The following is a 19,045-nucleotide window of genomic DNA, read 5'->3' as shown; positions in this document are numbered from 1 at the left end:
CCCGAACAGGTCTCAGTCCGGCTGCACCAGCACCTGATGGGCATGGGTGGTCACAGCCTGGCGCAGCGCCTTCATGGCGGAGCTTTCCGTTTGCCAGTAGTGCCAGTACAGCGGCACATCCAGGCTGGCCTCGGGCCACACCTCCACCAGGGTGCCGGCGCGGTATTCCGGCTCAACCTGCAGCTCCGGCAACATGCCATAGCCCATGCCGGCCAGGGCCATCTTCACGAAGCCCTCTGATGAAGGGCAATGATGCTGCCGCCTGGGTGCCGGCAGCCCCTGGCTGGCCAGAAAGCGGTGCTGCAGCTGATCATCCCGATTGAACACCAGGCACGGCGCCTCGACCAGATGCTCCGGCCGCTCCCGGGTCTGATAGCGGGCGACGAATTCTGGGCTGGCCAGGGCGCGGTAACGCAGCACGCCCAACGCCCTGACCGCACCGCCGTTGACCGCACGCGCCTCGCTGCAGATACAGGCCATGACCTCCCCGTTGCGCATGCGATCAAGACCGACCTCCTGATCTTCCACCACCAGTTCAAACGCCATGCGTGCACTCAGTTCACAGGACGCCAGTGCCGGCGCCAGCCAGGTGGCCATGGAATCGGCATTGACGGTCAGGCGGATCTGCAATGGCTCGTTCTGAGCCACCTGCTCTATGTCCATCTCCAGTTGCCTGACCTGTTGCAGATGGTTGTTCAGGCGCCGCCCCATGGGTGTTGCCACCGGCGGTGTACTGCGCAGCAACACTGGCTGACCGAGCAGGAATTCGAGTTGCCGGATGCGCTGACTGATCGCCGACTGGGTCAGATGCAGCTTGTTGGCCGCCCGCGCAAAGCCGCCCGTTTCTATCACTGCCCCCAGGGCTTCCAGCAGTCGGTAGTCCAGCATGATCAGGCCTCCTGTTTCGGGGTCTTTGTATTATAAGATATTCTTATTATACATCAGCTATATTCGTTGGATTAATAACAGAGGCGACCATAAGCTGCCCGGCACAGTCTTTCATGAGCCCGCACAAATGGTACTGACTTTTCTGACCGGTTTCGGCATTGCCCTGGGCCTGATCGTCGCGATCGGAGCCCAGAATGCCTGGGTACTGAACAAGAGCATGCGCGGTGAGCACCCGGCCATCATCGCTGCCGTCTGCTTCAGCATTGATGCCACCCTGATCAGCATTGGCACCTTCAGCATTGATGCGATTCAGCAGCGCGTGCCGGCACTGGTGCCGGTGATGACCCTGCTGGGTGTGCTGCTGCTGACCTTTCTGGCCATGCAGGCGTTCTGGCGGGCCTGGCAGGGCGGTGGCCGTCTACAGCCGACGGCCGCAACCCGGGCCGCCAGCCGCTGGAAAACGGCCGGCCAGGCGGCCGCCATTTCGCTGCTGAACCCGCATGTCTATCTGGATACTCTGGTGCTGGTCGGCAGTGTGGGTGCCCAGCAGACAGCGCCGCTCGTGTTTGTGCTGGGAGCGGCCCTTGGCTCGGCCGTCTGGTTCTTCAGTCTGGCCTTCTGCGGACAGCTGCTGGGGCCGCGCCTGCAGTCGCAGCGGGCCTGGCGCATTTTCGACTGCCTGATCGGCCTGATCATGATGTTGGTGGCCGTCTCTCTGCTGCTGTGAGCACACCGGCAGGCGGGCGGTACTGACGGTGGCGCGGCGGTCGCGGTGGTCGCGGCGGTCGCGGTGGTAAAGATACCGTCATCCCTGATTGCCAGTCAGAGGTCCGATTGCAGCCGATTCAGTGTTCCCTTGCCGACCCATAAACGCTAGGCTAGCCGGCTCTGTTTTCTCGCGCCGCCTGTGCAGCAAAAGGACTGATGCCTTGACCACCACCGATTCATTGCGCCTGATATTGCTGTCCAGCCTCTGGGGGCTGTCGTTCATCTTCATGCGCGTGGCCGTACCCGAGTTCGGCCCCATTCCGCTGATACTGGTGCGCATGGGCGTGGGCGCCCTCTGCCTGGCGCCGCTGCTGTTCATGAGTCGGCATTACCTGCGGCTGTTCTGGGACAACAAGGGCCGGCTGTTCATTGTCGGCCTGATCAACCATGTCATGCCGTTCACACTGCTGGCCCTGGCCACCATGCAGCTGGAGGCGGGCTTTACCTCGCTGATCAATGCCACCACACCGATATTCACGGCCCTGATCGGTGCCCTGCTGTTTGCCACCCCGGTCACCCGCCAGCAGTATTTCGGCCTGGCAATGGCCCTGTTCGGAGTGTATGTGCTGTCCGCGAACCGGCTGGACTTTGGTGTCGGCGGTGATGGCTGGTTTATCCTGGCCGCGCTGGGCGCGACCTTCTGCTATGGTGTCGCCACCAACTATTCCAAGACGCGGCTGTCACATTTACCGGCGCGGGTACTGGCTGCCGGCAGTGTAACCATGTCGGCACTGATCCTGCTGATTCCCGGGCTGCTGCTGTGGCCGACCGAGCCGATCAGCACCCTGGCCTGGAGCAATGCTCTCGGCCTGGCCCTGTTCAGTACCACCGTGGCCTTCCTGATCTATTTTGGTCTGATTGCCAGCGCCGGCGCCACGGCCACTTCCACCGTGACCTTTCTGGTGCCGGTGACGGCCCTGATCTGGGCCTATGTACTGCTGGGTGAAACCCTGACCGTACAGATGGTCATCGGCATGGTGATTACCCTGCTGGGTACTGCCATCACCACGCGCCTGATCCGCCTGCGCAAACCAACGGTGCCGGTAACACGGCCATGAGTGAACAAAGCTCGCTGAATGAATCATCAGCTCTGTTGCGCGAGCCGGGCGAGGAGAGCGTGGCGCAGCCGCCACCGGAAGTCCGGGGCTCGCTGACGCAGCGCACCCTGGCCGAATGGCGCAACCTGGCCGTGCTCGGCGGCCCCATCCTGATTGCACAGCTGGCGCAGATGGCCAACGGGGTCATCGATACCGTGATGGCCGGCAACGCCAGTGCCACGGACCTGGCCGGTGTGGCCATCGGTTCCAGCCTGTGGGCGCCGTTGTTCCTGCTGTTCATGGGCACCCTGAATGCCCTGCAGCCCATCATTTCGGGTCACAACGGCGCCCGGAGCCAGCACCGCATCATGCCGGTGGCGTGGCAGGGCATCCATGTGGCGCTGGGCTGCTCGGTATTGATGATTGCCCTGCTGACCCAGGTGCGCGCGGTGCTCGACCTGCTGCAACTGGACAGCACCACCGCCGGTATTACGCAGGGCTATCTGCGCGCCTTTGCCTGGGGCATACCTGCCCTGTTGCTGATGATTGCCATTCGGGGCCTGACCGACGGCCTCGGCCATACCCGGGTCATCATGGTGTTCTCGCTGCTGCAGGCGGGCATCAACCTGCCGCTGAACTACATCTTCATCTACGGCAAGCTGGGTCTGCCTGCCATGGGCGGGGTCGGCTGCGGCTGGGCCACGGCCATTTCGCTGTGGCTGGCGCTGGGGGCCCTGCTGATCTATCTCAACAGCAGCCGGGTATTCCGACAGTTCCACTACTGGCCCTCGCGCCAGCGGCCGAATCGGGTCGAGATCAGCCGCCTGCTGCGGCTGGGCATCCCGATCGGGGTCACCATCTTTGTGGAGGCCAGCATGTTCTCGGTGGTGGCGCTGTTTCTGGCTCCGCTGGGGCCGGTGATTGTGGCCGGCCATCAGATCGCGCTGAATGTGGTCTCGGTGGTGTTCATGGTACCGCTCAGTCTGGGCCTGGCTCTGACGCTGCGCATCAGCTACCTGATCGGAGCCGGCACACCGGACACGGCACGCCTGCTGGCCCGGTCGTCGCTGCTGCTGGCATTGGCGGTGGCGCTGCTGTTTGCCAGCGCGCTCTTTCTGGGCCGGGGGTCCATTGCGGCCCTCTATACGCAGGATGAAGCGGTACGCGCCGTAGCCCGGCAGCTGATCCTGTTTGCCGCCCTGTTCCAGATCGCCGATGTCATTCAGGTTACCGCCATCAGTGCGCTGCGTGGCTATCGCGACACCCGGATTCCGTTGTTCATCATGCTGCTGTCATTCTGGGGCATCTGTCTGCCGCTGGGTTATGTCCTGACCTTCACCGACTGGCTGCTGCCGGCGCAGGGGGCGCCGGGCTTCTGGGTGGGTCTGACCGTGGGTCTGGTCTGCGCCAGCATTCTGCTGACGGCGCGGCTGTTTCTCTATCGTGCGCAACAACCGCAAGCACACCGAGAGCCCGTTTCGCCTTGATGCGACGGCCGGCTCAGTAAACGAACAGGGCCCGCCAGCCGGCAGCGACCAGGATGCCGGCAGCGATGGCCAGCAGGGTCTTGCGGGTGGTCAGCATGACCGCAGAGGTGGCGACCAGCGAGGCCCGGGCAGCGGCGTCGCCCTCGACGGCCAGCGGCACCACAATGGCCACCAGTGCGGAGCCGGACATGGCATAGATAAAGCGCTCGGTACGCCGCCCGATCTTCATGCGCGCCATGATCAGCACGCCGCCGATCCGGGTCAGGTAGGCCACCAGGCCCATGACGGCGATGACCAGAAAACCGGTGGCAGTGGTCAGTGCAATGGTCATGATGCCGCCTCCTTCTGCTCGCTCCGCTCCGGAATCAGTATCCCGACCAGGCCGCCGGCCAGGGCCCCAACGATGACATGGGTGTTGTCGGGCAACCATTGCAGCGCCGCCATGGTAGCCAGCACGGCAGCGCTCCAGGGCAGAATCATCTGCTTCTTGTTGCTGCCACCGAAAATCATGGCCAGCAGGAAGCAGCTCATGATCACATCCAACCCCCAGCGTTCGGGGTCGTCGAAGCCGCTGCCCAGGCCCACCCCGATGGCGGTGCCGATCATCCAGGCGCTCCACAGCGCCAGACCGCCGCCCAGCAGGCCGCCCACATCGCGGAAGCCCTGATAATAGTCCTGCAGCGACAGCGCCCAGTTGGCATCACTGAGAAAGAACAGCGTACTGTAGCGTTGCCGAGGCGGCAATTCGCGCAGCCAGGGGTAAAGAGAGGCACTCATCAGCAGGTGCCGGGAATTGATGGCGAAGGTAATCACCACCACGGTGGCCAGCGAGATGGGCGAGGCCCAGACCTCAAGCACCCCGAACTGGGATGCGCCGGCAAAGACCAGGCCACTCATCAGCATGATCTGGGTGCTGGTCAGCCCGGCCTGCATGGCGGCCACACTGAAGGCCATGCCGAACACGATCACGAACAGGCTGAGCGGTGCCATGCGCCGGAACCCGGCCCAGGTGCCGGCGACGGTAAGACAGGTCTGCGCAGAGTTCATTGTGGTGTTGGATGCAGGCTGTTCTGAGCTCATTCCCTGGGGCGTTCCATACTTAAAGGTGTAAACTACCGGAACTGATGTACAAGCTCAATCCATCTGCACAGGAGTCCCCGGACATGTCGGCAACAGAACTGAACATCCGCATCGTTTCGGACATCGCCTGCCCCTGGTGTCTGGTCGGTTATCGCCATCTGCGCGCGGCACTGGACGAACTGCAGCCCGATATCGAAGCCCGGATTTCATGGCAGGCCTTTCAACTGAACCCGCATATTGCTGCCGAAGGGGAAAATCTCCATGAGCATATCCGCCACAAGTACGGTTCGACGGAAACGGAATCACGGGCCATGCGCAGGCGCATTACCGCACTCGGAGAAGAGACCGGCTTCACGTTCAATTTTACCGATGACTTTCGCACCTGGAACACCTTTGATGCGCACCGTGCCATGTATTGGGCCGGTCTGAAGAACAGTGCCACGGCTATGGCCGAACAGCTCTTCACTGCCTATTTTACCAACGGCGAAAACCCGGGCGCCACAGCCACACTGCTGCAGGCTGCGCAGGACGCGGGCCTGGATGCCGCCGAACTGGAGCAGGTACTGGCAGACGACCAGTATCGGGGCGAGGTGGAACAGGAGCTGGCCCAGGCGCGGGACCTCGGCATCAGCGGGGTGCCGACCTTCATTGTCAACGATCAGTTCAGTCTGACCGGGGCGCAGCCGGTTTCCGTGTTCAAGGACGCCCTGCAACAGATTGCGCGCGAGGCCTGAGCATGAGAGTCCTTGCCCTGTTGCTGACCCTGACGCTGCTGGCCGACCCCGTTCAGGCCGATACAGCGAATGACCGCACGGCAGCCTATCTGCGCATCTTTATTGGCCAGGTGGATGTGGGGCGGGACGAAGCCGACTCCCAGTACGGGCTGGAATGGCAGAGTGCCGAGCGCTGGAGCCGCTTTGAACTGACGCCCTATGTCGGTCTGCTGCGTACCCGGCATGCCTCGCACATGCTCTATGCGGGGGTGCAGCGGCGCACCGCGATACGCCAGGATGGCCTGGGGCCGGCCCTGCTGGTCGGTTTCGCGCCGGGACTGTACCACCATGGCGGCAACAGCGACACGGATCTGGGGTTTCCGCTACAGTTCAAATCCAGTGTCGGTATCGACTATGAATTCCCGGACAGTACCCGTATGGGCCTGCATTTCAGCCATATCTCCAATGCCTCGCTGGCCGACGACAACCCGGGCACGGAACTGCTGACGCTGAAATACGGTCTGAACTTCTAGTCTGACTGTGGGCGGTGATGGGTGGCCAAAAAACGGTCAAGCTGGTCGGCAAAGCGCTTGCGGTCGGTCTGATTCAGCGTTGGCGGGCCGCCCGTCTGCACTCCGCTGGCGCGCAGGGTCTCCATGAAATCACGCATATTGAGGCGGGCGCGAATGTTCTGTTCGGTATAGCGTTCGCCGCGCGGGTTGATCGCATGGGCGCCTTTTTCGACGATTTCTGCCGCCAGCGGTATGTCTGCCGTGATCACCAGATCACCGGCGCTCAGACGCTGCACAATCTCGTTGTCGGCGACATCAAACCCTTGCGCGACCTGCACGCTGTTGACCCATTTGGAAGCCGGTACCCGCTGCGGCTGATTGGCCACCAGTGTCACTTCGACCCGGGCCCGATCCGCAGCCCGGAACAGGATCTCCCGCACCACATTCGGACAGGCATCCGCATCTACCCAGATCTTCACCGCTTGTTCTCTCCCAAACTGTCTGGCTCCTGATCGGCCTGGAAGGCATTCCGATGAAACTCGGCGGCAGCCTGTACTTCCGCCAGCCCGTACTCATCGGGAATCGGGGCCTCGCCCCCGGCCAGCACTTCCAATACCGCATGTACACCCTGCGACAGGGAGTCGAGATGATAACCGCCTTCCAGCACCAGCGCGAGCCGCCCGTCACAATGGCGGTCCGCCAGTTCCTGCACTATGGCGGTCATGGCGGCAAAGCCGCCGAAACTGACATTCATGGCCAGATCAAAGTGATGGGCATCAAAGCCTGCCGACACCAGTATCAGGTCGGGTTTGAAGTGCTCCGTCGCCGGCACCAGGATGTCATTGAAGGCCTTGAGCATGGCTCGGTCACCGGTACCGGCCGGCAGCGGCACATTGACCGTGGTGCCCTCGCCCAGCCCGGCCCCGACTTCCTCCAGTTGACCGGACCCGGGATAAAAGGGGGCGGCCCGGTGGGTATCAAAGAACAGCACATCCTGATCAGCCCAGAAAATCTCCTGCGTGCCGTTGCCATGGTGGGCATCCCAGTCGATGATCAGCACCCGCTCGCAGCCGAGTGCGGCCTGCGCATGGGCCGCTGCGACGGCCACATTGTTGTACAGGCAGAAGCCGCGGGCCCGTACCGGTTCCGCATGGTGCCCGGGCGGCCGAACCAGGGCAAAGGCGCTGCCGGCCTCCTTCCTGACCACTGCCTCCACAGCGGCAACGGCAGTACCGGCAGCCACATCGGCTGCATCCACGCTGCCGGCGGACACCGCCGTGGTATCGACATCCAGCCAGGCATTCTTGCCACGAACGGACTCTATGGCATCCAGATAGCTGCTGGTGTGCACCCGTGCCAGTTGTTCACGGGTGGCTACCTGTCCTGGTCTGATCTCGACCCCGGCGATCGGCTCTCTGGTCAGCAAATCATGCACTGCGGTCAGCCGCCCCGGGTGTTCGGGGTATTTCCATTGTACACCCAGGCTGCTTATGATCTCGCGAATACGTCGATCCAGCCGCCCCGGTACAAAGGGTGCCTCGGCGTCCGGAGCGTGTTCCAGCATTCGCTCATCATGAAACACGATGACGCTGCGATCTCCGATCATGCCCGGCCTCCTTGTAAGCGCTCGGTATGCGCTGCAGTATAGTCGACAGCAGCCTCGCACAACTCCAGAGGCAGGCCGTCAGGGTCCTTGAAAAAGGTAAAGCGGGCGCCGTTGCGAGTCTCGTCATGGCGCACGGGTTCAACCGCGATGCCTCTTGCCATCAGGTCACTGATGGCCGCATCCAGATCTGCCACCTGAAAGGCCAGGTGGCGCAGGCCGCAGGCTTCCGGACTCGAGGGTCGAGGGGGTGGTTTGGGAAATGAAAACAGCTCCAGCAGATAGCGCCCATTCAGGGCCAGATCGCACTTCCAGGAGTCACGCTCGGCCCGATACTGTTCCTGCACCACAGTGCAGCCCAGCACCTCGGTATAGAAGGCCTTGCTGCGCTCGTAATCGGAGCAGATCAGGGCGATATGATCGACCTGTTGCAACTGCATCATGCGGCTTCCCGTCCTGTTGGGCTCTGCCGGAGCCCGCTGATCAGACTGTGGGGCCCATATCGCCCGGTGCGGTACGGCGACGCGGCTCCGGAGCAGGTACATCGGTATCCAGCTCGATGGTCCGCTCTTCACCATCATACCAGAAGCGGATCACGGCCGGCTCGTCGGACTCTGTCTGCTGTACCAGCTCCAGAAATTCCAGCGGCGTGGTCGGCGCCTCGCCGTTCACCGACAGTATCATGGAACCGGGTTCAATACCGGCTTCCTGCGCCTGCCCTACTGCCCGGTTGACCACTACACCGGGGTCATCGGGAAAATCCAGATCGCCCCGAATCTCGTCCGACAGCATCCCCACGGTAATACCCAGCGCCGTCACCGACTGATCATCGCCCAGGCCCTCGAAGTCGCGCCCGCGGGTGGCCTGCAGCACCTCCGGTGCAACCAGAATGGTGGCTCCGGTGCGCACAGCCAGTGCCAGCGCGTCCGATGGCCGGGTATCGACATAGACGGGAGTATCGGGGTCGCCATCACGGCGAATATCGAGCACGCCATGGTAGGTGTTGTCGATCAGGGCATCGACCATGATCCGATTCAGGGTGCCACCCAGGGCGCTGATCACTTCCACGGCAGTGTCGTGAGTCATGGGGCGTGGTGTCTGTATCGACTCCAGAGCCCGGATAATGGCCAGGGCCTCTTCCGGGCCGATGCTGATGGGCACCACATCGCCCGAGCCGGGCTCACGCAGTATCACCAGGGGTGTGCCCGACATCGGATCCACCCCGACCGTGGCCAGTTCGACGGCCACCAGGTCATCCGGGTCCTCCATGGGCTCCCGTGCCTGCAGAGTTGCAGAAGCAGTCAACAACAGGGCAATTGACAGAATAAGGGTGCGCATAACTGCTTCTCCTGACCGGGTGACACCTGACATTAAAGACTACCAGAGGCCCGGATTGCAAAGTATGAGCCGGTCTTTGCACAGAGAGTACAGTTCAGGTCTTGCTTCTGCTTTGATGGCGTACCGGTCAGGCTGCCAGCCCGGTCCCGATCAGATCCAGCACCCGTTGCACGTCATCGTCATCGATGTCCCGGTGCATGACCAGCCGTATCCGCCGGCCTCCACTGATCAGCACGCCCTGCTCTGCCAGGTGTGCCTGCAGCGCACCGCCGCTCTGCTCATCCGGCAGCGTCATGTAGATCATGTTGGTATTGACCGTCACTGCCTCTACCCGGTTCAGCGCAGACAGGCCTTCGGCCAGCATGGCCGCGCGCCGGTGATCATGAGCCAGATCAGCCACATGATGGGTGAGTGCATGGTCTATCGCTGCCGCCAGGATACCGGCCTGACGCATGCCACCGCCGGTCATCTTGCGCCAGCGCCGGGCGGCATGAATCAGTGCCTGCGAACCGGCCAGCATGGAGCCCACCGGTGCCCCCAGGCCCTTGGAGAAACACAGGCTGACACTGTCCATGGCGCCGGTGTAGTCCTGCAGCGTGACCCCGGCGGCAACCACGGCGTTGAACAGGCGGGCGCCGTCCATATGCACATTGAGGCCATGTCGGCGCGCCAGTGCCGCAGCACTGTGCACATAGTCCACCGACAACACGCGGCCATTGCAGGTGTTTTCCAGCGCCAGCAGGCGGCTGCGGGCAACATGCAGGTCATCAGGCTTGATGTAGGCTTCGATGTCTTCCAGGGCCAGCGAGCCGTCGTCCTGTACCGGTATGGGCTGCGGCTGAATGCTGCCCAGAACGGCGGCACCACCGCCCTCATAGCGATAAGTGTGATAGCTCTGTCCGACGATATACTCGTCGCCGCGTTCACAGTGGGCGAGCAACGCCACCAGATTGCTCTGGGTGCCGGTGGGCAACAACAGGGCCGCCTCCATGCCGGTCATCTCGGCCACCCGGGCTTCCAGCGCATTGACGCTGGGGTCATCACCATAGACATCGTCTCCGACCGGGGCCGCCGCCATGGCCTCACGCATGGCTGCGGTCGGCCGGGTCACGGTATCACTTCTCAGATCGATCAGGGTGTCGGTGGACGGCATGATGCTCCCTACAGGCGAATGCAAATTAGTGATTCTAGCCGCAGTCGGTGTCAGGCCCAAGCGAGAAGTGATCCAAATGCCGGTTGGACATGCTATTATCCGGCTGCCGGTCGGACTTGACCGGCGCGTTCTCAGGGCGGGGTGTAATTCCCCACCGGCGGTATCTGCCATTTGAACCGGCAGGAGCCCGCGAGCGCCCGGCCTGGGGCCGGGGTCAGCAGATCTGGTGCGACGCCAGAGCCGACGGTTACAGTCCGGATGAAAGAGATCGCGACATCACTGCTGCCGGTTCATGCCGTCTCCGCTTCGGAGTACGGGCATTGTGTCTGGTTCGGTGCTGACGCTCGCCCTGATTCTGGTGCATCTGAAAACTGAGGCTATCCATGAATCAGACCCTGCAATCCCCCCGCGTTGCCGTACTCTCCGCATCCTGGCACGCTGACATTGTCAGCCAGGCCAGTGACACCATCAAGACCGAGCTCGAGCAGTCAGGCCATCAGGTCGAGTGTCTCAGTGTGCCCGGCGCCTACGAAATTCCACTGCATGCCCAACTGCTGGCCAAGAGCGGGCGCTACAGCGCCATCATCGCCTGCGGCCTGGTGGTCGATGGCGGCATCTACCGTCATGACTTTGTGGCCCAGGCCGTCATTGACGGGCTGATGCGCGTGCAACTGGACACCGAGACGCCGGTGTTTTCCGTCGTGCTGACACCGCATCATTTCCACGAACATGAAACCCATGCGCAGTTCTTCAGCAGCCACTTTGTGCAGAAGGGCCGGGAAGCCGCCGAAGCCTGCCAGCAGACGCTGGCCAGCCTGCGCGCCATTACCGCCTGAGTGAATCAGGACAGATAGGCCAGCAGACGGTCCGACGGCATGGCCGCCGCGTGCAGGAACCCCTGGGCGCGGTGGCAACCCAGCTGGCGCAGTTTGGCTTGCTGGCTGTCTGTTTCGACACCTTCGGCAATGCAGTCCAGTTGCAGCCGACTGGTCAGTTGAATGATGCTTTCGATTACCGCCACCCCCTGCGGCGAGTCCATGTCCTGCACAAAGGACTTGTCGATCTTGAGTTCATGCAATGGCATCTGGCGCAGGTAAGCCAGTGACGAGAAGCCCATGCCAAAATCATCCAGCGAGATTCGGACACCCATTTCGCTGAGGCTGCCAAGCGTGGTCAGCACCAGCTTGGGCTCATCCATGACGACAGACTCGGTAATTTCCAGCGTCAACTGACCGGGGGCGATCCGATATTCATTGATCAGGGTACGCACCGAATCCACCAGGCCGGCATTGCGAAATTGCAGCATCGAGACATTGACCGAAATCCGCACCCCCTCATGGCCAGCTTCGCACAACTGTACCAACTGGCGACAGGCCTGTTCGATCACCCACAGCCCCATGCGGACTATCAGGCCAGACTGCTCTGCCAGCGGGATGAACTCGGCCGGCGAGACTGAACTGCCGTCAGCCCTGGGCCAGCGCAGCAGGGCTTCGACCCCGGTCACCAAGCCCTGTTCCAGATCCCACTGCGGCTGATAGTGCAACACGAATTCCTGCTGTTCAAAGCCTTCCCGCAGGGCTCTGATGCCACCCAGCCGCTCCCGTACCCGGGTTTCCATTTCCGGGGTAAACCAGGCCACCGAGCGAAACGGGCTGTTCTTGGCCATGCGCAGGGCCATGAAGGCTCTGTTCAGCAGTTGCAACCCCCGGTCCACCTGACCGGGAAAAGCACAATAGCCAAGACTGACCATGACTCTGAAGTCATTGCCATCCAGCCGTACCGGATCTGCCAATGCCTGGTAGAAGGACTCGGGAGTCAGGTCGTTTTCGGCCCCGATCAGACCGAATACATCACCGTCGATCCGAGCTATTTCCACCTGTTCGCCAAAGTGTCTGCGCAGACGCTGGGCCACGGCAATCAGCATTTCATCGCCCAGATCCTGACCCAGTGCATGATTGAAGTCGGAAAAATGATCAATATCGAGCAATACCAGCGTACTGCCTGCACTGGGAATGCGTTCGGATTCCAGCAAGTGGATAAACTCATTGCGGTTGGCCAGGCGGGTCAACGGGTCTTCGAACGCAGCACGGCTCAGTTGCTGAAACAGGGCCACATTGTCATAGCCAATGGACACATTGCTGAGAAAGACTTCAAGCAGCTCCGGGTACGGCGCCTCCATGGGCTGCCCCGACTCCAGGTAAACTGCGGCAGCGTGCTGGTGACTGCCGAAATAGTAGATGGCCTCGTTGTCACCAATCAGATGGCGCCGTTCATCCAGACACTGGCGAATCTTCTGTTGAATGGCCTGGTTGTCCAGTGTATCCAACGCCCGGTTCATGTAGCGGGTATAGTGGCCAGCGGCCCCGAAAATGTAGATGTCCTCACCGCCGTCCTCCAGGGCGCGCGCGGCCAGGATGCCCTCGGCATTCAGTCCGAGCAGCGACGCAATCTGGGTAAGGACACCATCGGCGAAAGCCTCCATCGAGCGTTTTTCCAGCAATGTGGCACCACCATGAATGATCTTTTCCAGCCCGATCCGGTTCTGGTTGATAGTGCGGATCTGCTGATAGGACCTGATGGCTGCCGTTATTGCTGTCAACAACTTGCGATGCGTCAGTTCGTTCTTGGTCTTGTAGTCATTGATGTCGAAGTCACGGATGACACTGGCTTCCGGTGCCGACCCGGGCTGACCGGTACGCAGGATGATGCGCACTTCGGACCGGCCAAGAGTCTCGCGAATGGTGCGCACCAGTGACAGTCCGGCATCGTCGGTTTCCATCACCACATCGAGCAGGACCACAGCAATGCCGGCATGCTCATTCAATACCTCAACCGCTTCCGTGGCCGAATAGGCATGCAGGAAACTCAGTGGCAGGTCCAGCACCCGGGTCTGCGCCAGTGACAGCGTAGTGACCTGATGCACTTCCGGCTCATCGTCAACAACAAGAATCTGCCACCCGCGACTCGTGGATGCGTCCGTCTCATGGCCTGCAGGCGTTTCCGGCTGGAACAGGAGTTCATCAGACCATTCAGTCATGCTCGTCCTCCCCGGCATGCATGCTGTCTGGCGCACGCTCCGGAATTCTGATGACAAACCGGGTGCCGGCCCCCGGCTGACTGGTCACCTCTATACTGCCGCCCAACACCGAATGCACCAGGTTGTAGGCGATATGCAGCCCCAGACCGTTACCGCCCTGCCCCATCCGAGTGGTGAAAAAAGGTTCAAAAACCTTGCGGGCCAATTCCTGAGGCATGCCGACACCATTGTCCATATATTGAACTTCAATATAGTTGCCAGATACCGGTCGCGCCATTACTGTCAATCGGCCGCCCCCACCTTCAGGGAACGCATGCACCAGTGAATTGGTGACCAGGTTGGCAATCACCTGCTCCAGAGGCCCCGGGTAGCTGTCCAACTGCAGGGTGTCGGGAATATCCGTTTCCAGTTCCAGATTTACCCGCCTGATGCTGGGCCCCAGGGTAGCCATCACCTCATCAATCACGACCCTGAGTGAGAAGGTTCGACGGCGCTCCGAGGTCTGATCGATGGCAACATCCTTGAAGCTGTTGATCAGTCTGGCCGAACGGTCTAGGTTTCTCTGCAGGATGGACGCGCTCTCCTGTGCAAACACCAGGTACGCCTCCAGTTCAGAACGCTTGAGCTGGTCGTCATCCAGCCGCTGCTTCAGACCCTGCGTCTGCTCCTGCAGGGTGGTTGCCGCCATGAGACCGTTGCCGACCGGCGTATTCAGCTCATGGGAAAAACCTGCCACCAGCCCGCCCAGAGCGGCCAGCTTCTCCCGCTGCACCACAAGGTCCCGAGCTGCTATCAGTTCCTGTGTTTTCTCGTCCACCTCGCGCTGAATCAGCCAGTGCTGTCGAATCAGCGTGTACAGAACCAGCGCGAGCAACAGCGAGATCAGATTACCGCTGACCAGTACGGACCAGATCAGGCGCCGGTCCTCCACCGTTTCAAAGTCGGCATCAAAGCTCCATTGCAGTGACCAGACGTCTCCATCCATGTCCAGAGTAGTCGCATGATGTACCTCCGCAGCTGTAGGCAGCGGCGGCAAGTCGGCATGATCCACCCTGGGTTCGTCGGGATGATAGATTTCCACCCGCGTACCGGGCACCAGCAAATCCTGCATCACCTCATCCACCAGGCTGGAAAAATCAATCAGGCTGATCAATACGCCCGGTTCACCGGCATTGGTGACTTCAATCGTCATGGTCAGATAACTGGTACCGTTGGTTCTGAACAGAGGGCCGGTCACCAGGTTCGGGTAGGCCCGACGGGCCGCTTCCAGGGGTGGAATCAGGACTTCATGGATGCCTGGGCTTGGACCTTCAGGCAGCAACGCCAGATCGCCCGCGGCCTGGGACACGCGATAGCCGCCAGCGCCATCGGGTTGAGCAAAGGCCAGAGACAGACCGTTCTGGCGCTCTGTCGCAACCATCAACTGGTCATAGGCGGCGACAATTTCTTCCTGTGTGACCTCTTCCGACCCCAGATAGAGCACCGCCGCCGAGACCAATGGCTCACGCGCACGAGTCACCCGATAACCGAGTTCCGAACTCAGGCGCTCGGCCTCCGACACCGCCCGCTGCTCCCACAGGCGAAAGTCGGCCTGCCGCGCATGCCAGACCAGCAGTACCGTGATCAGCAGGCCACACAGCAAAGCCACAGCCGGCAACCACACTAGCCTGAGCGGGGGCAATGTCCTCATAGACGCTGTCTTTATTGTTTATAGGCAGTATAGATACATTTTTCGAATAACTGTAACCACGGTCGCAGCACTTGTTGTCCGTGAACTGTACAGGGGAAGACGGAAGAGAAGCCCGGTGCATCCCTGCACCGGCAATCCGGAGATTGAGGATCAATGGCTGTCCTGTTCAATCTCTATGGTGCGCCGGCTCTCCTGCCGACTGCTGTCTCTGGGTACAGTGATGGTCAGTACGCCTTGATTGAAACGGGCTCTGGCCTGATCACCGAGCGCATCCTGCGGCAACGACAGTACGCGCTGGAAACGACCATAGCTGCGCTCCACACGATGCAGTCTGCCTTCCTGATGATCCTCATATTCATGGCGTTTCTCGCCACTGATGATCATCCGGTCCTGCTCCAATGAAATCTGCAGGTCATCATCCCTGATACCGGGCACCTCCACCGTGATCCGGTAGCCATCATCTTGTTCAATGATATCGACGCTGGGGCGCAGCATCAGGTCCCCGCTGCGCCCGAGGCTTTCATTCTCGAACAGGCCGGGAAACCCGACCGCCCGAAAGGTCTCGTCAAACAGTCGATCCATTTCCCGATGCATCCGGGTCAGCGGGTGACTGTAAGTCGGGGCATCAGCTACGCGCTGAATCTCCAGATCCCTGCCTTCGTCTTCATGGCGGAACCAGTTCCATGGCGCCAGTTTTGAAGTCGACAATTTCCTGAGTTCCATAATTGCCACCTCCATTCACAGGTTAAGTTGACACCACTTCCTGCCAATGTTTTGGGTACTCTTGCTGTCGAATTCAAGAGGTCAGCCTTGGCCCCGCGTCTGGTCATCGGAGGGGCTTCCCGCCACCACAGCCTGGTTACGTCCCCCGGTCTTGGCCTTGTACAGCGCCCGGTCAGCCTGTCGATGCAGATCGTCTGCACTGGCACCATGATCGGGGAACAGCGCGATGCCAATACTGCAACCAATGACAATTTCCAGACCCTTGACCTTGAATGGTTCCCTGAATGCGGCGATCAGCTTGTTCGCCACCAGCACAGCCTCTTGCTCCCCTTCGAGTTCCGGCGACACCACGACAAATTCATCACCGCCGAAGCGGGCAATGGTGTCCGTAGCACGGATGACCTCGGACATCCGCCGGGCGGCTTCCTGCAGCAGCACATCACCGACTGCATGACCGTGGGTATCGTTTACCGGTTTGAACTCGTCAAGGTCGACATACATCAGAGCCGCCCGGGTGCCATTGCGCTCAGCGCCCAGCATGGCCTGCACGATGCGGTCCTGCAGCAGGCTTCGGTTGGGCAGACCCGTCAGTTCATCCGTGTGTGACTGCTGCCACAGGCGCTGATTGACATCACGCAGTTCGGCATTGTTGAGTTCATCAATCAGGTTCCACAGAAAGAGGCGGCGTTCATTGAAGACGTTGTACCAGCTGATAACCAGGCTGAACAACAGCACTGGCGAATAATTGAGGGCATACATCAGCAGGGAACTCCGACTGCCGCCCGTAATCAGCCAGATACACCAGAACAGAAGTACAGACAGCGTCATGGAGCTGATCAGCGCTGTCGTAAAACGGGCCCTGATGCCCACATTCAACAGCAGAATGAAGATCACCGAGGCATAGGCAAACTCCGATACATTCGGGACCTCGGTTGAAACCAGGAGATAGAGCCAGATCAGTACCGCCAGATGCACATAGATCGGCAGCAGGCACTCCAGCCAGTAGATGCCAAGACCCCGCCTGAACAGCCAGAGTGAAAGCAGCAGCACTGTGCTTGAAAACAGCACACGCAGTGTCACCGACTGCAGGATTACATCGCGCACCACCAGATAATCAGCAATGGCGAATGACACAAATGCAGCAGCCCCTATCAGAATGACAGAGAAAATATAGGCCCGGTTCTTGCGACCCAGATGTTCTGCATACTGCGCAGACAAATCTTCCGGAATCGGGCAGGTGCGGCGCGTGACCGCATCATTCAGCACCCGCCTCAGTTCCGGCTGATACCCTACTGCAGACACTGACTTCATCAGCGAACGTGCCTTATTCCGGTTATCATTGATTTGAGGCTAGGCGCTGGCCGATGATCTGTCCAGATAAAATTGAACAGTGTCAGTGCTGTTCAAGGGCGCAATGCTGTCCTGTTTTCGCTGCATGGCGGTTCAACAGGAAAGCTTCATTGCAACGCGTTCCTTCAACCCCAGCGTTCTTTCTTCTTCCAGCTTCTGCCGCAGCCACTCGGGCATCTCGTTCTCTGTCAGCATGCGAAACCCCAGCTTCTCGTAAAACGGCGCATTCCAGGGCACATTCTGAAAGGTGGTCAACACTACACCGGACAAGGCCAGGCCCGACGCCCAGCCAACAACCGTATTGACCAGAGCCCGCCCAAGGCCACGCCCCTGATGATCCGGATGCACATCCACCTCCATCAGAAAGGCCATATCGTCGGCAACAGAGGCCATGGCGAAGCCGACCGGCTGGCGGCCGGCACCTGCCGCCACCCATAACTGGCCACGACGCCGGGCGTCCATCAACTCCTGCCGCGACGATACCTGCTCTCGCACCGATGCCGGCAACAATGGCTCCGGAAACCGCTGGGCAGCAGCCAACTCTATCGCCTGCAGACAGGCAATCTGATCAGCTTCAGCAAGCTCGATATGGTAGCTTTCCATCATGTCCCCCTGGCGGGTTCAAGGGCTGCCAATGCTCAGACCTTGCTCAGCCCCAGAACCTCCGGGCTGTGATCCAGCACGTGATGGCCCTCGACTTTGTATAGCGATGCCAGGGCGTTCTGATCTATCGTGACGGGCAGGTCGTCATGGTTCAGTTCGTAGTCGGTGTACGAGTGATCCGGCTGGTACACCCGAAAGAAGTAGTCTCCGTCGACGTCCTTGCACAATACGCCGGAAAGCCCGGAGGCGTCTTCCACCTCGGCTCGAGCATTGCCATACTGGTAGGTGTTTTTCGTCATTCCATTCACCACGGTGTCATATCCAGTCGTATCGAACCCAGTTCACGAACTCGGCAGCGACCCCGGGCGGGTTCGAGCGCTCGGTCTGCGCGGCGATCTGTTCATCATACTCGAGCTCATGAATGATGATCGGCACATTCCGTCCGAAAACTTTCCGTACCACACCCTGCTCGTGCAGGGCCGAAGCCACCTCGCAGACCACCTGAACGAAGTGTTCCGTGATGTCACGACCTATCTCCAGACACCGCTCAAAGTCTGCTTCTTCGTCGGCATCCGTGTACAACAATCCAAGCTCGGACACCCAGCGGGTAACCGTGTCTGCCGATGGCTGCCCCTCCTCCCCGAAGACAAGGAGAGTGTTCTGTATCCAGAAGGCATAATTCCACTTGGCTTCCTGCGAATCTGAAGCCTCGGGGTCTGAATCCTCGGAGAGCTCGCTGCGCCACTGGTTCTGGGTGTTATAGCCGAGTGTGAGTGTCGGATGTCGGGGGTCGTCGCATTCATCGTAGATGAAGAACGAGAGGGCGTAGATGTCAGCGATTTCGGATTCGGGCAGCGTCGACAATGTGTCAGCAACAGCACGGTACATTTCAGTGACAATACGTTTGGTCATGGCGGGGCTCCTTGCCTGCGGGGAAACTGGGCTGAAAAATCCAAAGCACTGTGTCATCGGGTTGGATGGCAGTCAACGCCGATGGTTTCGATTAGCCGTTGCTATCTCACGCTGCCTCCAACAAAGCCAACCGCTTCACAAAAAAGCCCGC

21 protein-coding genes and 1 riboswitch are annotated in these 19,045 nt (G+C 60.6%); of the genes, 6 read left to right on the top strand and 15 right to left on the bottom strand.

Annotation, left to right across the window (positions count from 1 at the left end; genetic code table 11):
* Positions 1-12 precede the first annotated feature (12 nt).
* On the bottom strand, positions 13-888 hold the full coding sequence (locus tag E4656_RS03495) for a LysR family transcriptional regulator ArgP (protein ID WP_135481213.1): 876 nt from the start codon (positions 886-888) through the stop codon (positions 13-15).
* Between the two features lie 127 nt (positions 889-1,015).
* Here E4656_RS03495 and E4656_RS03490 point away from each other — a divergent pair, with 127 nt between their 5' ends.
* The 3 genes from E4656_RS03490 (at position 1,016) to E4656_RS03480 (ending at position 4,180) form a co-directional block, all read left to right on the top strand.
* Entirely contained in the window at positions 1,016-1,615 is a 600-nt protein-coding gene (locus E4656_RS03490; protein WP_205849082.1) for a LysE/ArgO family amino acid transporter, read from the top strand.
* A 202-nt stretch (positions 1,616-1,817) separates the two neighbouring features.
* Positions 1,818-2,714, top strand: a complete 897-nt coding sequence (locus E4656_RS03485) for a DMT family transporter (RefSeq protein ID WP_135481211.1) — start codon at positions 1,818-1,820, stop codon at positions 2,712-2,714.
* Positions 2,711-4,180, top strand: a complete 1,470-nt coding sequence (locus E4656_RS03480) for an MATE family efflux transporter (protein WP_135481209.1) — start codon at positions 2,711-2,713, stop codon at positions 4,178-4,180. The genes E4656_RS03485 and E4656_RS03480 overlap by 4 nt, the downstream gene beginning before the upstream one ends.
* Before the next feature lie 13 nt (positions 4,181-4,193).
* Here E4656_RS03480 and E4656_RS03475 read toward each other — a convergent pair whose 3' ends face one another.
* Together E4656_RS03475 and E4656_RS03470 are read right to left on the bottom strand one after the other, a co-directional pair.
* Positions 4,194-4,511, bottom strand: coding sequence for an AzlD family protein (locus E4656_RS03475; RefSeq protein ID WP_135481207.1), 318 nt, complete (start codon positions 4,509-4,511; stop codon positions 4,194-4,196).
* Entirely contained in the window at positions 4,508-5,260 is a 753-nt protein-coding gene (locus tag E4656_RS03470; protein ID WP_240753888.1) for an AzlC family ABC transporter permease, read from the bottom strand. Before E4656_RS03470 ends, E4656_RS03475 begins: the two co-directional genes overlap by 4 nt.
* Positions 5,261-5,343: 83 nt before the next feature.
* Between E4656_RS03470 and E4656_RS03465 the strand changes: the two genes are divergently transcribed.
* Both E4656_RS03465 and E4656_RS03460 read left to right on the top strand, forming a co-directional pair.
* On the top strand, positions 5,344-5,994 hold the full coding sequence (locus E4656_RS03465; protein ID WP_167855916.1) for a DsbA family oxidoreductase: 651 nt from the start codon (positions 5,344-5,346) through the stop codon (positions 5,992-5,994).
* A gap of 2 nt (positions 5,995-5,996) precedes the next feature.
* Positions 5,997-6,506, top strand: a complete 510-nt coding sequence (locus E4656_RS03460; RefSeq protein ID WP_135481204.1) for an acyloxyacyl hydrolase — start codon at positions 5,997-5,999, stop codon at positions 6,504-6,506.
* Here E4656_RS03460 and E4656_RS03455 read toward each other — a convergent pair.
* The 5 genes from E4656_RS03455 to ltaE form a co-directional block, all read right to left on the bottom strand.
* Positions 6,503-6,964 (bottom strand): YaiI/YqxD family protein, encoded by a 462-nt coding sequence (locus E4656_RS03455; RefSeq protein WP_135481202.1) that lies wholly within the window; start codon positions 6,962-6,964, stop codon positions 6,503-6,505. The genes E4656_RS03460 and E4656_RS03455 overlap by 4 nt on opposite strands.
* Positions 6,961-8,091 carry a histone deacetylase family protein gene (locus E4656_RS03450; RefSeq protein ID WP_135481200.1) on the bottom strand — a complete coding sequence of 377 codons (1,131 nt, stop codon included), beginning with the start codon at positions 8,089-8,091 and terminating at the stop codon, positions 6,961-6,963. The genes E4656_RS03455 and E4656_RS03450 overlap by 4 nt, the downstream gene beginning before the upstream one ends.
* Entirely contained in the window at positions 8,088-8,531 is a 444-nt protein-coding gene (gloA2, locus tag E4656_RS03445; protein ID WP_135481199.1) for an SMU1112c/YaeR family gloxylase I-like metalloprotein, read from the bottom strand. The genes E4656_RS03450 and gloA2 overlap by 4 nt, the downstream gene beginning before the upstream one ends.
* Before the next feature lie 40 nt (positions 8,532-8,571).
* Positions 8,572-9,426: a bifunctional nuclease domain-containing protein gene (locus E4656_RS03440; RefSeq protein ID WP_135481197.1), complete on the bottom strand. Its 855-nt coding sequence runs from the start codon at positions 9,424-9,426 to the stop codon at positions 8,572-8,574.
* Positions 9,427-9,553: 127 nt separating this feature from the next.
* Complete coding sequence (gene ltaE, locus E4656_RS03435) at positions 9,554-10,561, bottom strand: low-specificity L-threonine aldolase (protein ID WP_135482240.1); 1,008 nt, start codon at positions 10,559-10,561, stop codon at positions 9,554-9,556.
* A gap of 141 nt (positions 10,562-10,702) precedes the next feature.
* Positions 10,703-10,853: riboswitch (FMN riboswitch) on the top strand.
* A gap of 109 nt (positions 10,854-10,962) precedes the next feature.
* Here ltaE and E4656_RS03430 point away from each other — a divergent pair.
* Positions 10,963-11,415: a 6,7-dimethyl-8-ribityllumazine synthase gene (locus E4656_RS03430; RefSeq protein WP_135481195.1), complete on the top strand. Its 453-nt coding sequence runs from the start codon at positions 10,963-10,965 to the stop codon at positions 11,413-11,415.
* 5 nt (positions 11,416-11,420) lie between these two features.
* Here E4656_RS03430 and E4656_RS03425 read toward each other — a convergent pair whose 3' ends face one another.
* The 7 genes from E4656_RS03425 to E4656_RS03395 form a co-directional block, all read right to left on the bottom strand.
* Positions 11,421-13,616: a GGDEF/EAL domain-containing response regulator gene (locus E4656_RS03425; RefSeq protein WP_167855915.1), complete on the bottom strand. Its 2,196-nt coding sequence runs from the start codon at positions 13,614-13,616 to the stop codon at positions 11,421-11,423.
* On the bottom strand, positions 13,609-15,264 hold the full coding sequence (locus E4656_RS03420) for a sensor histidine kinase (protein ID WP_167855914.1): 1,656 nt from the start codon (positions 15,262-15,264) through the stop codon (positions 13,609-13,611). The genes E4656_RS03425 and E4656_RS03420 overlap by 8 nt, the downstream gene beginning before the upstream one ends.
* Positions 15,265-15,456: 192 nt before the next feature.
* On the bottom strand, positions 15,457-16,029 hold the full coding sequence (locus E4656_RS03415; protein ID WP_205849081.1) for an Hsp20/alpha crystallin family protein: 573 nt from the start codon (positions 16,027-16,029) through the stop codon (positions 15,457-15,459).
* A gap of 81 nt (positions 16,030-16,110) precedes the next feature.
* Complete coding sequence (locus E4656_RS03410) at positions 16,111-17,340, bottom strand: GGDEF domain-containing protein (protein ID WP_135481190.1); 1,230 nt, start codon at positions 17,338-17,340, stop codon at positions 16,111-16,113.
* Between the two features lie 132 nt (positions 17,341-17,472).
* The gene (locus E4656_RS03405) at positions 17,473-17,982 is read right to left on the bottom strand and encodes a GNAT family N-acetyltransferase (RefSeq protein ID WP_167855913.1); all 510 of its coding nucleotides are present in this window, start codon (positions 17,980-17,982) and stop codon (positions 17,473-17,475) included.
* 35 nt (positions 17,983-18,017) lie between these two features.
* Positions 18,018-18,281, bottom strand: coding sequence for a hypothetical protein (locus tag E4656_RS03400; RefSeq protein WP_135481187.1), 264 nt, complete (start codon positions 18,279-18,281; stop codon positions 18,018-18,020).
* A gap of 16 nt (positions 18,282-18,297) precedes the next feature.
* Positions 18,298-18,894, bottom strand: coding sequence for a hypothetical protein (locus E4656_RS03395; RefSeq protein ID WP_135481185.1), 597 nt, complete (start codon positions 18,892-18,894; stop codon positions 18,298-18,300).
* Positions 18,895-19,045: the final 151 nt, after the last annotated feature.

This window comes from Natronospirillum operosum, assembly GCF_004768465.1.
GTDB classification, from domain to species: Bacteria; Pseudomonadota; Gammaproteobacteria; order Pseudomonadales; family Natronospirillaceae; genus Natronospirillum; species Natronospirillum operosum.
This window is presented reverse-complemented; position numbering and strand designations above follow the sequence as displayed.

Bases quoted from the DNA above. Each gene is read 5' to 3' on its own strand.
- E4656_RS03495 (WP_135481213.1), bottom strand. From the start codon at position 888: ATGCTGGACTACCGACTGCTGGAAGCCCTGGGGGCAGTGATAGAAACG.
- E4656_RS03490 (WP_205849082.1), top strand. From the start codon at position 1,016: ATGGTACTGACTTTTCTGACCGGTTTCGGCATTGCCCTGGGCCTGATC.
- E4656_RS03480 (WP_135481209.1), top strand. From the start codon at position 2,711: ATGAGTGAACAAAGCTCGCTGAATGAATCATCAGCTCTGTTGCGCGAG.
- E4656_RS03475 (WP_135481207.1), bottom strand. From the start codon at position 4,511: ATGACCATTGCACTGACCACTGCCACCGGTTTTCTGGTCATCGCCGTC.
- E4656_RS03470 (WP_240753888.1), bottom strand. From the start codon at position 5,260: ATGAGCTCAGAACAGCCTGCATCCAACACCACAATGAACTCTGCGCAG.
- E4656_RS03465 (WP_167855916.1), top strand. From the start codon at position 5,344: ATGTCGGCAACAGAACTGAACATCCGCATCGTTTCGGACATCGCCTGC.
- E4656_RS03460 (WP_135481204.1), top strand. From the start codon at position 5,997: ATGAGAGTCCTTGCCCTGTTGCTGACCCTGACGCTGCTGGCCGACCCC.
- E4656_RS03450 (WP_135481200.1), bottom strand. From the start codon at position 8,091: ATGATCGGAGATCGCAGCGTCATCGTGTTTCATGATGAGCGAATGCTG.
- gloA2 (WP_135481199.1), bottom strand. From the start codon at position 8,531: ATGATGCAGTTGCAACAGGTCGATCATATCGCCCTGATCTGCTCCGAT.
- E4656_RS03440 (WP_135481197.1), bottom strand. From the start codon at position 9,426: ATGCGCACCCTTATTCTGTCAATTGCCCTGTTGTTGACTGCTTCTGCA.
- E4656_RS03430 (WP_135481195.1), top strand. From the start codon at position 10,963: ATGAATCAGACCCTGCAATCCCCCCGCGTTGCCGTACTCTCCGCATCC.
- E4656_RS03425 (WP_167855915.1), bottom strand. From the start codon at position 13,616: ATGACTGAATGGTCTGATGAACTCCTGTTCCAGCCGGAAACGCCTGCA.
- E4656_RS03415 (WP_205849081.1), bottom strand. From the start codon at position 16,029: ATGGAACTCAGGAAATTGTCGACTTCAAAACTGGCGCCATGGAACTGG.
- E4656_RS03410 (WP_135481190.1), bottom strand. From the start codon at position 17,340: ATGAAGTCAGTGTCTGCAGTAGGGTATCAGCCGGAACTGAGGCGGGTG.
- E4656_RS03405 (WP_167855913.1), bottom strand. From the start codon at position 17,982: ATGGAAAGCTACCATATCGAGCTTGCTGAAGCTGATCAGATTGCCTGT.
- E4656_RS03400 (WP_135481187.1), bottom strand. From the start codon at position 18,281: ATGACGAAAAACACCTACCAGTATGGCAATGCTCGAGCCGAGGTGGAA.
- E4656_RS03395 (WP_135481185.1), bottom strand. From the start codon at position 18,894: ATGACCAAACGTATTGTCACTGAAATGTACCGTGCTGTTGCTGACACA.